Raw genomic sequence first — 16,254 nt, 5'->3', positions numbered from 1 at the left:
ATATTTTGATGAGGCAGCTGGTCACTGCCTTATCTCTCTTTTAAAAAATATTTAAGAATTAGCCTTGAATTAAAAAATGATATCGCTTAATATTTAAGTATAAAAATGTTAAGGGAGATAAAAATGTATGAAAAAAATTATTATTGGGTTGCTTGCTGGGACGACATTGTTTACAAATTTTAATTTTGTTTTTGCTGAAGAAACGACTGTTGAGGAAACTACTGTTCAAGAAGAGAAAGAAGAAAAATTACCTCTAAATATTTTTAGCAAAGATTTTCCAGAAGATTATGAAAAATTTACTGAGTTAGTAAATGTTAACAAGCTAATTTTTGCAATGGAAGATTATTTTGGGTGGGATATTAAAGAGGAAAACATTGAAATTTTAGGTAATGGTATGATGGTACGTCTTTTTCCTGAAGAATTATTATCTGATGGAAGGGGAAATTCTATAATTGTGGCTGTTGAACCAGATAATATTCATATTGTCATGCAAAGAAAGTTCAAAAATTTGGAAGAAAAATTTAACTTTTATAAAGGCTTTACTCTGATTGCAACTTCTTACAATGACAAAAATGATATAGAAGATTTGTTTAACACTTACCATGAAAACATAAATAAGTATAAAGAAAATGGATTTCCTTTTGAAATTTTGGATGCTTTCGAAAATAAATTAGTATATACAGAATTCGTCTCAAACTCTGAGGGTGACAGAGTGCAAATTAATTATAATAATAAGGCTGGAATTTATAATGACTTTGTGTTATATATTGAATTTTTTTATAGTAAAAAAAATAATGAATATGAAAACGAAGACACATATAAATTACCTATAAATGTTGAAAAACAAGCTAGTTCAGAAAAGAAAGTTGTTTATGAAATATATATAGAAAATCCTGTTGTTGAGGAAACAACTGTTGCTGAAGTAGTTACAACAACTGCTCCTCCAGTAGAGAAAAAATTTGACCCAAATTCTTATGATACTCATAAGTATGAAGAAGTTATGAGAGATAGAGATGGGTTAATGCTACAGACATGGACATTTTATGCTGAAGTTTTCCAATACTTTGAAAGAGAAGATGGAACGGCTATTGCTTTAGTGAAAAAGGATAATGATTTTGACCAAATTATTATGTTAGAATTTTTAGAATTACCAGATAAACGTTTAGTTGAGGGAGATACTATTGATGTCTATGGGCGTTCATTTGGATTAACAGACTATAATACCTCAGGAAATTCAACAAATACTGTTCCTTTAGTAGTACCAGATAAAGTACTAATTCAAGGAATTGATTATTAATTATAATTGAAAATAATTTTATATGTAAATTGTTAAAAAGCATCCATAGGGGGTGCTTTTTTGTTTGGGAATTTTTTAAATTTTGAAAACAGTCTTTTCTTTTCTTATTTTGCCATAATTTTAGGAAGGCAAATATTGTTTTGAGGATTTAAGAATTATAAAATCTATCAAATAAAATATATAAAAAACCAGTTATAAAAATAAATGTGGTTAAAATATCACTTATTATTGATAGCTTATCTGTTCCTAATTCACTCATTATGTATAAAACGAAAATAAAAGCGTATTGTATACTATGAAATAGTACCAAAAAATCTATTTTGTTTATAGAAGGAAAAATATATTGAATTGAATCTTGAACAGTTTTTGAAAAAATACTCAAATAAACTATCAAATATATAATTATATAAATTGTTACTAAGGTAGATTCATTATCCTTAAGAGTTGGCAAGTGTGTGTATTTGATTAGTGAAAAGAGAAATTTTTGAAAAGAGATATTTAAGATTAGTAATACAATTTTAATTGTCATTTTTATAGTTGGATATTTGTCCATTTAATAACCACCTTTGAATTGATAGGTATATTTTAACCTATAAATAACAATAAAAATAGTTTTTTAATGAAAAAAGGTCACTAGCAGAAATGTTAGTGGCTTGTTTTGATTAATAAAACATGAGGTGGTGGAAAGTTGGAGAAGAAGTTAACTTTGAAACAGAAACGATTTGCTGATGAGTACATCATTTCTGGTAATGCAACAGAGGCAGCGATTAAGGCTGGGTATTCAAAAAAGACTGCAAATGTGATAGCTGCGGAGAACTTAACAAAACCTAGCATTCAAAAATACATAGAATCAAAAACAAAAAAGAAAACAGAGGATACTGAAAACAGTATTGAGGAAGTTATCCGATTACTATATGAGACTGCTAGGGGTGTACCACAAGTTGTACCCTATAAAGTGTATAACAACTTAACTAAAGAATGGGAAGTTGATGAAATTAAAACAGTCGTTCCAAATATGAAGGAACAGAATCAAGCTAGAGATATGATTCTAAAGTTAACTGGTAATTACATTGATAAGAAACAGATTGAAATGACCGCTAATCATACAGTCACCAACAACCCATTAGAAAATTTATCAACCGATGACTTAAAGAAGTTGATTGATGATGATTAGTCAAAAGCGTTTAAAGCTTATCAAATTAGAAGCAAAGAAAGAACTTGCAAGGCGAGAGTTTTTTGCATATTGCAATTTGATGGCTGGAGACTTCTACTCAAAAGATAGAGAATTTCTAGTTAACCTATGCAATGACATTCAATCATTCATTGATGATTCAGAACAAGATATATTAATCATCAACCTACCCCCTAGGCATGGCAAATCAAGGACAGCATCATTATTAGCCACATGGTTGTTTGGTCGAGATAACAAAACCAAAATCATGACTGGCTCATATAATGAGCGATTGAGTTCAACCTTTGCTAAGGGTGTAAGGAACATGATAGCAACTGAAAAGGTTGATAACAATATCGTATTTAATGATGTGTTTCCTAACACTAAAATCAAATATGGTGATGCAAGTGCCAGTCAATGGAGCTTAGAGGGTTCAGAACAGACTAATTATCTGGCAACATCTCCTAGTGGTACTGCAACTGGTTTTGGAGCAAGTGTAATCATCATAGATGACTTAATTAAGAATGCTGAGGAAGCTAATAATGCGAGAGTTTTAGAAGACCATTGGACTTGGTTCACAGATACTATGCTTTCAAGGTTGGAAGCTGGTGGGAAGATTATTTTAATCATGACCAGATGGAATTCCAAAGATTTAGCTGGTAGAGCATTACAAGAGTTGCCACATATTGGGTATAGGGTTAAACATATCAATTTAAAGGCACAGCAAGATGATGGTTCAATGTTATGTGATGATATTTTGAGTGCAGATGATTATGAGAAGAAAGTTAAGGTAATGAGTCCAGAGATAGCATCAGCTAACTATCAGCAACAACCAATTGACTTGAAAGGTCGATTGTATCAAGGATTTGAGACTTATGATATTGTGCCAGAGTTTGAACGTATCGAAGCTTATGTTGATACTGCTGATACAGGTAAAGATAAATTGGTGGCATTGATATATGGTATCAAAGACAAGCAAGCTTATATGATTGATTATATTAATACTAATGACCCTATGGAGATTACTGAACCACTGTTAGCTAATAAACTGATACTTAATCAAGTGAATGTAGCACATATAGAATCAAATAATGGTGGTAGAGGGTTTGCAAGGAATGTTGAGCGTATCATGAAGGAAAAAGGCTCAAACAGAACAGTCATTAAATGGTTCCATCAAACTAAGAATAAGGAAGCTAGAATCTTATCAGCATCAGCATGGGTTCAAGTGAATGTGTTGTTTCCAACTGATTGGGAACATTCATGGCGAGACTTATATGATGATTTGATGAGTTATCAAAGAGAAGGTAAAAATAAACATGATGATGCACCAGATGCGATTACTGGTATCTATGACAAGATGAACAATCAAGGAAAATGGCTTGTATAAAACGAAAAAAGGTGGTGAGAGATTGTTAGAGTTAAATAAAATGAATGTAGGTGCTGAATTAACTAAATTAATCAATTTAGACATGGTTAGCCAACAAAAGAAAAAAATGAAAGACTCAATTAAATATTACAATGGTGAGCATGATATTCTGAATTACAGAATGTTTTATACAACTTCTGATGGCACAATTAAAGAAGAATTTAACCGAGCGAACGAGAAAATCTCGCATAGATTCCATACGCAGTTGATTGACCAGAAAGTTGCTTATTTGCTTTCAAATAAGGTGAAATTTGAGACAAAAAACGAAGAATTAAAAGAGCTGCTCAAGAATTATATAACTCCAGAACTACAACAAACAATCTATGATTTGGTTGAAGGTGCGAGCATCAAAGGTTGGGAAGGACTTTATTACTATTATGATAGTAAAGGTGTTATTAAGTTCCAAACGCTAGACAGCTATAACTTATTTGCAATCACAGATGATTATGGGGCACCTAAACAGTTTGTAAGATATTACAAGGTTAGAGTGAATAATCTTGGTAAAGATGAAGAAATTCAAAGAGCTGAGGTATTCAGTGATGAAGGGATTTATTATTTTGTCAAAAAGAATTCTGGTTATGTATTGGATAAAAATCTTGAATTAAATCCAAAGCCATACAAGATGTTAAAGATTGGCGATAAGTTATATAAGAATAAGAATAGTAAGTTGCCTATCTTAATTTTAGAGAATAACAAACAGCGTTCTACTGATTTAGAACCTATTAAATCATTGATAGATGATTATGACAAAATTGCAAGTGGATTAACCAATAACATCTTAGATTTTGACCAACCTGTGTATATGGTTAAGAATTACATGGGTGATAACCTAGATGATTTAATTCAGAACTTGAAAACCAGAAGAACAGTTGGAGTTGACTCAGATGGTGGCTTAAGTGTGCATACTATTGACATTCCATTTGAAGCGAGAAAGGAAAAACTTTCAATCACAAGGAAAGCTATCTATGAGTTTGCTATGGGATACGATTCTAGTTCAGTTGGTTCAGAAGGTAATCAATTAACTAATGTTGGGATTAAAGCTACATTGAGTTTATTGGATATGAAAGCGAACAAGATTGAAACCAGATTAAAGAGTGTGTTGAGTCAAATGCTTGAGTTAATTCTTGAGAATATCAAAGAATTGACTGGCAAATCATTCAATGCAAGTGAAGTAGAATTTATAATTACAAGAACAGCAATGACAAATGACCTTGAAAAAGCTCAAGAAGAAAGTGAGTTAGCTAATGCTCAACTGACAAGAGTGAATTCAATCATTAATGCTTCAATTATGTTAGACAAGCAATTGGTTGCTGAAATGTTGAGCAAAGAACTAGGTTTAAATCAAGATAGAGTCATGGGGTTCATTCAATCAGAGGACTATATTGAACCACTAGGTGAATAAGATGAATAAAGCAAGATATAGATGGGCTTATTTGAGCAAGGGTGATGAGAATGAGCAAGCCTCATAATCGCTGGCAACGAGAAATGGAAAGAATCTCTCAAAAGGCTGATAAGGACATTGAGAAGAGATTGAGAGAGATATTCTTTCAGACATTAAAGCAGATTGAATCAGATATTGGTGAATTATTGGTTGATGATAAGGTTAAGTTCTGGAAAGTTTATCGGTTATCAGTATTACAAAACATGCAAAATCAATTGCTAGGTGTTTTAAATGACAAATACATTGAGTTGAGTGATGAGACAGTGAGTTATTTGGAATTAAAGCAACAGCTGGGATGGGATGAGATATTCTACCAAGCAAATCAAATTGGTTTGGTTTTAGATAGAGTTTCATTGAATAGGGCTTATTCATTAGCAAACTATTCAACAGATGAATTAGCTGATTTATTGAGTGAAAGATTGTATTCAGATACACCAGAACTAGCTAAGAGTGTTGTGAGTAAGCTAGATACATTACTTTTGACTGGTAAATCATCGCAAAACATTGCTAAAGAGTTGATGAATGATGTGAACAAGGTTCTACAAAGAGAACTTGAAACAGAATATAACAAAGCTATCAGAATAGTTAGAACCGAGAACACAAGGATTTATGGCAGAGCCAAACAGAAATCAATGGAATATACCAAATCACTTGGTATTGAAACCAAAAAGATGTGGGTGGCATCCATGGATAAGAGAACAAGGTCTAACCACTCAAAATTAGATGGTGTAGTGATTGGTATTGATGAAGAATTTGAAATTGATGGGGCGAAAGCTTTAGCTCCTGGAGGATTTGGAGTTCCACATTTAGACATTAATTGTAGATGCAAAATTGTAACCATCATTGATGATGAGATACCAGAAACTAGAAGAGTTTCCACTTATGATGAAGATGGAAATAAGAATGGTAGTAAGATAATTAAATACAAGAATTATGAAGAATGGAAAGAAGCTAAGTATAACTAGCTTTTTTATTTTGACCTAAATAAGTCACTAAACTGTTTGCTCCATCTGAACAGATGTAAAACTATATACCCTAATCTTGGTCATCCCAAGTAAAACAACATGAAATAGGAGAGATAATTATGAAAAGAGCATTTTTAACTGAGGAATTAGGTTTAGATAGAGAGACAGTCAATGCAATCATGAAGGAACATGGCTTAGCCATCCAAGCAGAGATGGATAAACACGAAGATGAGATGGAAACATTAAAAGCTGAAATGGCTAAATTAAGCACAGATTCTACTGACATTGATGAATTAAAAGCATCTCTTGAACAAGCTAAAGAATTGGCAAAACAATTTGAAGATAAATTCAACGAAACTAATCAAGCACTAGAAAGCGAGAGAAAAAATATTACAATTGAGAAAGCTTTGACAGCTCTAGGTGGTAGTGATTTGGATTATCTAAAATACAAATTGGGTGATGTTGAGGATTTAGACACCTTAGATGAGAAAGTGAATGCTCTTAAGGAGCAGTTACCTACATTCTTTGGTGAGACAGCCAGTGCACAAGTTGATGAACCTAAAGCAGATGTAGAGGTAATTGGCAATCCATTGCAAAACGGAGAAAAACATAAAACATTCAGCTTGGAAGAGATTAACCAATTAACAACAGAAGAAATTAATGCTAATTGGTCACTGATTGCTGAATCTTTAAAAAATCAATAATAGTCTAAAAGACTTAAAATAAGGAGAATTCAAACATGGCATTAGATACAGGATATAAAGGATTTATTCCAAAATTATGGTCAAGTCGCTTATTAGAACACTTTGATAACTCTTTAGTTGCTTTAAACTTAGTAACACGAGAATATGAAGGTGAAATTTCAGCATATGGAGATACCGTACACATCAACCAATTAGGTGATGTAACAATCAAAGAATATACTGGTGCAGACATTGATGGACCAGAAGATTTAACATCAACTCAACAAACATTAACAATTGATAAGGGTCGCTACTTTAATTTCCAAGTTAAAGATGTGGCAAAAGCACAAGCAAATGTAAACTTAATTGATGCAGCTACTAAACGTGCAGCTTACCAAATGGCTGATGGCATTGATAAAGAGTTATTCACTGCTATGGCAGCTGGAGCTAAGATTAAAGTTGGTACAGCATCAGCTCCAATTCAAATCACTCCAGAAAATGCTTATGATACATTAGTTGATTTAGCAGTAAAAATGAATGAAGCAAATGTACCAACAGCAGAACGCAAGGTAGTGTTACCACACTGGTTCTTAGGTATGTTAGCGAAAGATAAACGTTTCACTACTCAAGCAACTGTATTACAAAATGGTGTAGTTGAAGGTGCAAACATCTCTGGTATGCAAGTATTAGCATCTAACAACCTTAAAGGTGATGCTAAACACACAGCAATCATTGCAACAGTTCCAGAAGCTACAGCATTTGCTAACCAAGTAGTTGAGACTGAAGCATATCGTCCAGAAGCAAACTTTGCTGATGCTGTTAAAGGTTTAAATGTGTATGGTTCATCTGTAATCCGTCCAGAAGCAGTTGCAGTATTATTTGCAGTTGCTAAACCAGAAGCAGGAGCAGATGCTTAATTAGCTCCCTAAATTTGTAAGGTGATTATCTATTGGGTAGTCACCTTATTTTTTTTATTAAAATATAAAAAGAGGTGGTAAGATGCTAAAACTTGAAGAAGCTCAAAAGTTAGATGCTAACATCACACAAGATGATATTGATGCTTTAGAGCAAAAAGTAAGAGCATTATCAAATAACAAGTTTCATCATCCTCATATTAAGAACTTTAATTTAGCTTTAATGGAAAAAACTATCACCACTCCAGAGGAATTAATTGGATATAAAGTTGGAGATAGGATTGAGATTGTAGGTACTAAATATAATGATGGCTTATATACGGTTAAGGCTGTAGATAATCATACAATCACTGTTGAACAAGAGTTTATTAGTGAAACCAATACCAAGGCATTTGTGGTCAAAATAGACTATCCATTAGATGTTGTGAATGGTATCAAACAAATTATCATCTACAATAAAAAGATGGCTAGTAAGATTGGTATTAAGTCTGAATCAGTTGCAAGAATGAGTGTGACTTACCATGACATTAACAAATCTGATAATTCAGAAGGTATTCCATCTAGTTATTGGAATTTCATCAAGAAGTATCGCAAGTTAAAGTGGTGATAGCATGATTGAATTTAAAGTAAAAAAATACAACAGCAACAAGATGAATATGGTGGATTTGAAGAAACCTATCTTACTAGCTATGAAGGTGTTGGTTATTTGGATATGTTGACTGGTTCCAATGAGAGCACCATTCAAAATACATCCATTGAACAATCCACACATATCTTAATTACTGATTATTTTGATGAGTATGAAACATCTATTACTGATTCTATGATTGCTGACATTGGCAATAAAAGATACAGAGTAACCTATGTGGATAATCCAGTTGGGTTAAATCATCATTTAGAGATATACCTAAGATTTGATACTTATTTGGGTGATGCTAATGGCAGATAAGAATAATGTAGATAAGGCTAAGAAAGCTTTACTAAATGCAGTCACTAAAGGAGTAACAAAGGCAGTTGAATATGTTGAAGGTCAAGCAGTATTGAATGCACCAGTTGATTCAGGTGCATTAAGTCAATCTATTGACCATTCTGTTGACACAACAACAAAAGAAGTAACTGGTGAAGTTGGAACTAATTCAGAGTATTTCATTTATGTTGAAAAAGGAACTGGGGAACATGCAACCAATGGGCAAGGTAGAAAGACTCCATGGCGGTTCCAATTACCTAATGGGGATTGGATAACTACCACAGGGCAGAAACCTCAACCATTCTTAGAACCAGCCTTTAAGAATAATGTGAATAGAATTCAACAATTCATTAGTGATGAGATTAAAGGAGTTGATATTTAGTGGATTTAGATTATTTTAGCAAGTTTATTAATCGAGTGTTGAGAGAAGTTCATCCAGAAAGCTATTTAAGTTGGAATCATTCCACTGAGGTCAAATATCCATATCTCACTTATGAATTTGACTATCAACCAGTAGATGATATTAGAACTGAATTTAGTGTTGAATTAAGGTTATTTGATTATGGCACAAGTAAGAAGAATTTAATTCAATTGGAGTCAAAATTATTTGATGCTCTGCATAAGAAATACATCTATGAAGATGATTTAAATGCATATATTAGAATAGGTAGGTCATTAGATATACCTACAGGGAATGAAACAATAATAAGAAGAGACATTCAGTTAATGATTAAAGTTGATTGGATGAAAGAATAGGAGGAATTAAAATATGGCATTGGAAAATGTAAGAACAAGTGGGTTTACAGCAGATACCGCCAAACATTTCATTGTGGACGCAGGAGCTTTATACAAAAACCTAGAGTTTGATAAAACAGCAATGAAATATAAAGGTGAGCCTTTAGGAGCTACATCTGGTGGTTCATCTGTAAAAGTTGAACAAGAATATAGAACAATTGAAGTTGATGGTGTGTTCACAGATGCAGTTGGAACTAAAGTGTTGCAATCAGCATCTGCTTCAATGGAAGTGAACATTAAAGCTATTACAGCTGAAACAATCAAAATGGGTATTAATGGTGTAATTAAATCTGGTGATGGAACTACTTCACCTACAGGAGCTACTATTGTAACTGGTAAAGGAAAATTAGAAAATTCTGACTATATCAAGAATGTGGCATTAGTTGGTACTTATTCAGGTTCTGATGAACCAGTTATTGTTATCTTAGACAATGTATTATCAGATGGTGGATTAGAGTTCTCAGTTGAGGATAATAATGAGGCAGTGGTAACTATGACATTGAAAGCACATGCTGATGCAGGTCAAGTAGCAGATAGAGCTTTACCAATGCGAATTATTTTCCCAGCATTAAGAGGGTAATCAATCAATTCATGAGCTAGTCTTTTTGACTGGCTCTATTTAAATTAAAAAGAAATTTAGGAGAGGATATAAATGAATTTACAAATGAGAAAACTTAAAGGAACTGATATTTTCACAGTATTGAGATTACTTTCAAAATTAGGGGTAAAAGACTTAGTGTTTGATATGTTTGGTAATACTGACTTAGCAAAGGTTAAGGATGCAACAGATGTTAAATTGTTAGCAGATGGCAAAGGAGCTAATTTAATGGCTGTATTGGTTGAAACTTTGACTGATAAATTACCAACTATTGAAACAGAATTAAATCAATTCCTAGGTGAATTAACTGGTAATGATGCGAAAGATATTGCTGAATTGGAATTTGGTGAGTATATGCAACTTATCATGGACTTCTTCAAAAAAGAGGAATTAAAAGATTTTTTCCAACAGTTATCCTTATTTTCAAATACGGAGAAATAAGGTTTAAAGACTTATTATTTAAACGATACTCAAATGTAAATGAGTTGCTATCCTCCCTTGATTTATCAGAAGTAAATGATTTAGTGGTTTATTTATTAGAGCAACAAATTGAAGAACAGTTGTGGGAAATTTGGGTAAATAAAGACATTGAATTATCTTTTGATGAATTCAAAAAGAAAACAGTGAAAAAATCAACTAGCAAACAACTATCTAAGGAAGAAGAGGAAGAGATATTGAATAAGGCTCAATCTATCTTAGACATGGAAGTTTCTGAGGAAGCATCTAACATTAAGATTTAGGTGTTTTTGATTTAATCACTAAAGGAGGTAACAAATGGCAAATTCATTATTTGAATTTATGGGTTCTGTTAAAGTCAAGATTGATGAGGCAACAAAAAATCTTGATGAGGTCACCGAAAAAGCCGATAAAACAACCTCATCCATGGAAAGCAAGTTTAAAGGAGCAATAGCAGCAATTGGTGCTATGGTTGCGGTCGATAAGATTATCGATTTTGGAAAGATGAGTGTAGAAGCAGCAGCCGAAGCTCAAGCCATGGAAGCTCAATTTGAACAGGTCTTTGGAGATTTACAAGGTAAAGCCAAAGACATGATTGATGGCATGGGGAAAGAATTCAACATGTTAGATAAACGAGTTCAACCAGTGTTCACAAGCTTAACCTCAATGTTTAAAGGTGTTGGAATGGAATCGGAGAAAGCTATGGACGTAGCAAAGAAAGCTACAGAGGCAGCAGCTGATGCAGCAGCGTTCTATGATACATCTATGGAACAAGCACAAGGTTCGATTACAAGTTTTGTAAAAGGGAACTATGAAGCGGGAGAGAGTGTTGGTATCTTTGCCAATGATACTCAAATGGCTCAATTTGCTGTTAAAACAGGTGTAGTAGAATCTACCAAAGCTTGGAAAGATTTAGACGAAGCCACTAAACAAGCAACAAGGGTTGAATACATCAAAAATATGCAAGAATCATCTGGAGCTATGGGTCAAGCAGCTAGAGAAGGTGATGGTTATGCCAATGTTATGGGTAACCTTGAAGCAGCATGGGAACAATTCTTAGCAGTTGTAGGTTCACCAATTCTATCACTGGCTATTCCAATTATTCAAGGTGTGACTGATGCAGTATTAGGTCTATCAGACATTGTTCAGAACATCGTTCCACTCTATCAAGAATGGACTGACCAACATCCAATCTTAAGTCAATTCCTTGAAGGACTTGTTATGGCTTTAGGAGTTTTAGCAGCAGGATTTGGTATCTATACAGCTGCAACCACTATAGCAACAGCAGTAACCACAGCATTCACAGCTGTTATGGGAGTGTTAACTTCACCTATTACTTTGGTTATTCTTGCCATTGCTGGGTTAACCGCAGTGGTTTACACCCTTTACAAGAACTGGGAAACGGTTGGACCAATGTTAAACGAGGTTTGGACGAATATCTCAACTTGGGTAGTAACCACTGTATCTAATATGGCTAACTCGGTTGTAGCTTGGTTTAGTGACATGTGGCAAAAGGTTCAGACTTATGTAAGTAACATTTACAATTCAGTATCTGAATACTTTAGCAATGCTTACAATTCAGTTCTTAAAGCAGTTAAAGACATGTTTAATGCTGTTAAAGAATGGTTTGGAAAGATTCCAGGTCAAATCAAAGAACTTTGGAATGAAGCAGAGACATTCTTAAGAAACATTAACCTATTTGATATTGGTAAGAACATTGTAAATGGCTTACTAAATGGTATCAAGAATGCTTGGAGTGGTCTAACAAGTTGGTTAGACAACAAAACAAGAGATTTAGTCAATAGTGTTAAGGGTGTATTTGACATCAACTCTCCATCAAGGGTGTTTAGAGATGAAATCGGTCGTTTCCTACCTATGGGGATGGCAGAAGGGATTAAAGGTGCATATGGCTATGTAGAGAAAGCTATGGCTGGCATGCAAAATATTGTATCTGGTACAGAGTTTTCAACTCCAGATGTAACTGTAGCATCTGAATATGCAATCAAAGCATCTCAATCAAATGCTGAAATACAGACTAATAATAGATATATGTTAGAAGATGTGATTATGCTACTAAGAGCAATCTTAGAGAAAGATATTGATATTAAGATGAACGGTCGTTCAGTTGCTGAAGAAGTAATTGATGAGATTAATTATTTAAATGATTTACATAGTAACAGAAATATAAGAATAGGAGGAGGGTTCGCTCAATGATATTAGATTTTTGGTTTGACTCATATAAAATTACTGATTATTGTATGGTTCGCAACATATATCCTTATGTAGCACCCAAGGACCAAACATTGAAAGTAGTCATTAACATCACTATTAAAGATGATGTAAGGTATAACTTAGACAAATTAAATCAATTGTTGTTTACAAGAGAACCTAAACCACTAATCATTAGCGATACTCAAGATAGATACTTAATGTGTGAGCTTGATGGAGGCATTGAGCTCACCTCTAGGTTTAGTGGTGCAGATGCTACTTTAACTTTTAAATCCAAGGATAAATACTGGTATTCAACAGCTGGCGATAAGAAATTTGATGCAGATACTAAAGGAATCATTGCAGTACAAAGTGATGGCACAGCTCCATCAGTACCTAAGATTGAAGTTGATTTTCAATCAGATTCTGGGTTCTTAGCAGTAGTTGCTCCAAATGGGTATTTAGCATTAGGAGATAAAGAGCAAAAAGATAAAGTTGAATTACCAAAATCTCAAATAGCATTAAATGAAGAAATGCATGAGGCAGACATGAGTGACTGGACTAGATTAACTAGTGATAGTCATGCAAATGGTCTTTGGGTTCCAGATTACAATAAGTTAAGTTTAACCACAGGTAAACCTACTTTTGACCAATGGGGGATTAGATTAACCAAATCAGCAACTCCTAAGGCAGGAAGTTATTGGAATTGTTATGCCTACACAAAAGATTTAGCTCCATTACCAGAAATTCATGAATTAACTAACTTTAAATTACAATCAAGAGTATCTATGCTAGACCAATCAGGAACTACAAAGAACACAGGAATGTATCTGATTGTGTTAATGGATGCGAACAATAAACCAATTGTAACCACATCTATTTACAATGTAGATGCTAACTCCAATGAGGTAACAGTAACAGCAAAACGAAACAACTTCAATGGTGGTGCTAATACATCATCAAGTATTATTCATACTGCTAAGTTTCCTAATGGCTTTAATGGAAATATTCAAATGATTAGAGAAGGTTCTTTATTTACTTGGATATTTGATTCTGGTAGAGACCAAACAGTATATCAGACTGGTGCAGCAATTGAAAAATTTGTTGTAGGTTCTACTGTATATATCAAGAACTCAGCAAGATTTGGATATGGTCATGATGGCTCACAACATAGTATTAAAGGATTTACTAGAGGTCGAGCTAACAAGGTAACTAACACAAGAATATTTAAAGGCAAGAAACAGTATCTCATCAACAATAGTGGTGTTGCTATCTACTGGATGAATGAAGAAGATTTAACCGCTAATGCAAGTGGAGTTGGTAACACAGTTAAGCAAACAAAACAAACTAATCAGCGTTCAAGTAAGTTTAGTGTTGAAGATGGGGAGCTAGCAAGACTGACACCTACTAAAGTATTAATTGTTGGTGGTACATGGGATAAAACTAATCCATTTACAGGAGCAAATTTAACATCTGTAGTTGTCAATAGATTAAATTCAGGTGGTCAATTCGCTAAAATATCAAATACTTTTGCAAATGGCGATAAGTTAGTCATTGACAATTCAACAGGTGAAATACTATTAAATGGAATGACCTACCAAGGAATTTTAGATGTTGACTCTAGATTCTTTGATATTGATTATGGAGCATCTGATATTCAAGTTGTTCCTAGTTCATGGGCAAGTATACCAAAAGCAACAATTACATTAACTGAAAGATTTAGATAGGGAGGAAATATTTTGAAACAGATTGAATTATTAGATAAAGATTTTAAGAGACTAGCATTTATTGATAATAACACTGAAAATGGTTTGCATTTTGTGGATGATAAATTATCAACTTCAATTGAAGGTGGAATTTATGTAGCAGATATTAACTTTGATAAGAGTTCTCCTCAGCATATTAATCTTAAGGAAGGAAATTACATTACATTCTTAAATAGACAAGGTGTAAGGATTCTAGGAACTATCATGCAAGTTGATGAAACATCAAGATATAAAAAAGTATATATAGAAGATGCTTCATTAAACTTAATTAATAAGGTAGTAGGAGGGGTAGAATTACCTTCTACACCAAAAGATATTAAATGGTACTTTGATAAAATGCTATTAGATACTGGTTGGTCCATTGGTAAGAATGAATCAACTAAACAAGTAGCAATGGAGTTTTCTAATTCAGAAACCTTGCTTTCAAGAATTAAGAAAGTGTGTAAGGAATTTGAGGTTGAGTTTTATTTTGAAACTATCCTTGATACTCCAGGTGTTCCAGATTTTAAAATTCACTTAGTTAAGCAACGTGTTGAAGGAGATGCTGGTTTCAGATTGAGTTCTGATGATTTTCTTGAGGGAATCAGCCGCAAGACTAACATTGATAACATTGTAACTAAATTAATAGTTGAATCAAATGCTCAACCTAAAGATGCATCTCCAACACCTCCAACATCAAATCCAGTTAAACCTACTCCATCATCTATTCATCAAGAAATGTTGGAGAAAATGATTAAATGGTTCAAAGATAGAGAAGGTAAAGTTAAATATAGCATGACCGCAGCCAGAGTAGGTCCAAATTATTATGACTGTTCATCAGCTGTCTATTCTGCTTTGTTTTATGCTGGTTTTAAACCAAACATTAACTATATTGGCTCAACTGTTAGTTTATGGACTGACATTGGACCAGATAAATTAATGGTTGAAATACCAAGGGCACAGGCTCAAAGAGGAGATTTATTCTTATCTGGCCCTAAAGGAGCTGCAAGTGGTGGTGAGAATGGGCATACAGGTGTATTTGTAAGTAATACCCACATCATTCACTGCAATTATAAAGACAATGGTATTACTACTACACCAGTTGCTGGTAGAAGTGGAGAGCCACTCTATGTATTTAGATTAGTGAATAAGGCAAGTCAACCCACTCCAACTGTTAGTTCTAAAACTGAAAAAGCTGTTCAAAGAGCTTTAAGTTATGTGGGCAAAACTCCATATATTTGGGGTGGCACCACTACAAGAGGTTGGGATTGTTCTGGCATGATTTATGAGGTATATCGCCATGCTGGGTTCAACATCAACCATAGATGTACCACTGCTACTATTCAAGCACAGCAATCACCTTTTAGAAAGATAAGTGCATCAGAAGCAAGAAGAGGAGATTTAATTGTAAATAACAATGGTGGTCATGTTGCCATTTTACTTGGAACTATTAGTTCTGGTGCTGGTATTGTACATGCAGCTAGTGAACAATTAGGCACTATTACACAAAAAAGCCTAATGAATGGTATTGTTGGTTATTACAGAGTCATGGGTTAACTATGACTCTTTTTTATATAACAAAGGAGGT

18 protein-coding genes are annotated in these 16,254 nt (G+C 33.6%); 17 read left to right on the top strand and 1 reads right to left on the bottom strand.

Annotated features, from left to right (window positions below; translation table 11 throughout):
* The first annotated feature begins 127 nt into the window (after positions 1-127).
* Positions 128-1,297, top strand: coding sequence for a hypothetical protein (locus LB888_RS11730; protein WP_318753058.1), 1,170 nt, complete (start codon positions 128-130; stop codon positions 1,295-1,297).
* Between the two features lie 148 nt (positions 1,298-1,445).
* On the opposite strand, the gene LB888_RS11725 is transcribed toward LB888_RS11730, so the two are convergent.
* Positions 1,446-1,850: a hypothetical protein gene (locus LB888_RS11725; protein WP_318753057.1), complete on the bottom strand. Its 405-nt coding sequence runs from the start codon at positions 1,848-1,850 to the stop codon at positions 1,446-1,448.
* A gap of 135 nt (positions 1,851-1,985) precedes the next feature.
* Here LB888_RS11725 and LB888_RS11720 point away from each other — a divergent pair, with 135 nt between their 5' ends.
* The 16 genes from LB888_RS11720 (at position 1,986) to LB888_RS11645 (ending at position 16,223) form a co-directional block, all read left to right on the top strand.
* On the top strand, positions 1,986-2,471 hold the full coding sequence (locus LB888_RS11720; protein WP_318753056.1) for a terminase small subunit: 486 nt from the start codon (positions 1,986-1,988) through the stop codon (positions 2,469-2,471).
* Positions 2,461-3,855 carry a phage terminase large subunit gene (terL, locus tag LB888_RS11715; protein ID WP_318753055.1) on the top strand — a complete coding sequence of 465 codons (1,395 nt, stop codon included), beginning with the start codon at positions 2,461-2,463 and terminating at the stop codon, positions 3,853-3,855. The genes LB888_RS11720 and terL overlap by 11 nt, the downstream gene beginning before the upstream one ends.
* Before the next feature lie 22 nt (positions 3,856-3,877).
* Positions 3,878-5,296 (top strand): phage portal protein, encoded by a 1,419-nt coding sequence (locus tag LB888_RS11710; RefSeq protein WP_318753054.1) that lies wholly within the window; start codon positions 3,878-3,880, stop codon positions 5,294-5,296.
* A 50-nt stretch (positions 5,297-5,346) separates the two neighbouring features.
* Positions 5,347-6,300 carry a phage minor head protein gene (locus tag LB888_RS11705; protein WP_318753053.1) on the top strand — a complete coding sequence of 318 codons (954 nt, stop codon included), beginning with the start codon at positions 5,347-5,349 and terminating at the stop codon, positions 6,298-6,300.
* Positions 6,301-6,419: 119 nt separating this feature from the next.
* A complete protein-coding gene (locus LB888_RS11700) occupies positions 6,420-7,004 on the top strand; it encodes a hypothetical protein (protein WP_318753052.1) in 585 nt (194 codons plus the stop codon).
* 35 nt (positions 7,005-7,039) lie between these two features.
* Positions 7,040-7,900, top strand: a complete 861-nt coding sequence (locus LB888_RS11695; RefSeq protein ID WP_318753051.1) for a P22 phage major capsid protein family protein — start codon at positions 7,040-7,042, stop codon at positions 7,898-7,900.
* A gap of 82 nt (positions 7,901-7,982) precedes the next feature.
* Positions 7,983-8,504, top strand: coding sequence for a hypothetical protein (locus LB888_RS11690; protein ID WP_318753050.1), 522 nt, complete (start codon positions 7,983-7,985; stop codon positions 8,502-8,504).
* Positions 8,505-8,531: 27 nt separating this feature from the next.
* Positions 8,532-8,846, top strand: a complete 315-nt coding sequence (locus LB888_RS11685) for a head-tail adaptor protein (protein ID WP_412928335.1) — start codon at positions 8,532-8,534, stop codon at positions 8,844-8,846.
* Positions 8,836-9,246 carry an HK97-gp10 family putative phage morphogenesis protein gene (locus LB888_RS11680; RefSeq protein ID WP_318753048.1) on the top strand — a complete coding sequence of 137 codons (411 nt, stop codon included), beginning with the start codon at positions 8,836-8,838 and terminating at the stop codon, positions 9,244-9,246. Before LB888_RS11685 ends, LB888_RS11680 begins: the two co-directional genes overlap by 11 nt.
* Positions 9,246-9,620: a hypothetical protein gene (locus tag LB888_RS11675; RefSeq protein ID WP_318753047.1), complete on the top strand. Its 375-nt coding sequence runs from the start codon at positions 9,246-9,248 to the stop codon at positions 9,618-9,620. Before LB888_RS11680 ends, LB888_RS11675 begins: the two co-directional genes overlap by 1 nt.
* Positions 9,621-9,633: 13 nt before the next feature.
* Positions 9,634-10,239 (top strand): hypothetical protein, encoded by a 606-nt coding sequence (locus LB888_RS11670; protein WP_318753046.1) that lies wholly within the window; start codon positions 9,634-9,636, stop codon positions 10,237-10,239.
* A 72-nt stretch (positions 10,240-10,311) separates the two neighbouring features.
* Entirely contained in the window at positions 10,312-10,698 is a 387-nt protein-coding gene (locus LB888_RS11665) for a hypothetical protein (RefSeq protein ID WP_318753045.1), read from the top strand.
* 83 nt (positions 10,699-10,781) lie between these two features.
* Complete coding sequence (locus tag LB888_RS11660) at positions 10,782-10,997, top strand: hypothetical protein (RefSeq protein WP_318753044.1); 216 nt, start codon at positions 10,782-10,784, stop codon at positions 10,995-10,997.
* Between the two features lie 34 nt (positions 10,998-11,031).
* The gene (locus tag LB888_RS11655; protein ID WP_318753043.1) at positions 11,032-12,927 is read left to right on the top strand and encodes a hypothetical protein; all 1,896 of its coding nucleotides are present in this window, start codon (positions 11,032-11,034) and stop codon (positions 12,925-12,927) included.
* The gene (locus tag LB888_RS11650) at positions 12,924-14,648 is read left to right on the top strand and encodes a distal tail protein Dit (protein WP_318753042.1); all 1,725 of its coding nucleotides are present in this window, start codon (positions 12,924-12,926) and stop codon (positions 14,646-14,648) included. The genes LB888_RS11655 and LB888_RS11650 overlap by 4 nt, the downstream gene beginning before the upstream one ends.
* Positions 14,649-14,660: 12 nt before the next feature.
* A complete protein-coding gene (locus tag LB888_RS11645; protein WP_318753041.1) occupies positions 14,661-16,223 on the top strand; it encodes a phage tail spike protein in 1,563 nt (520 codons plus the stop codon).
* Positions 16,224-16,254: the final 31 nt, after the last annotated feature.

This window comes from Globicatella sp. PHS-GS-PNBC-21-1553 (assembly GCF_033564055.1).
In the GTDB taxonomy this organism is placed as follows: Bacteria; Bacillota; Bacilli; order Lactobacillales; family Aerococcaceae; genus Globicatella; species Globicatella sulfidifaciens.
Note: the sequence above shows the minus strand (reverse complement) of the source record. Positions and strands in the feature narration are given on the sequence as shown.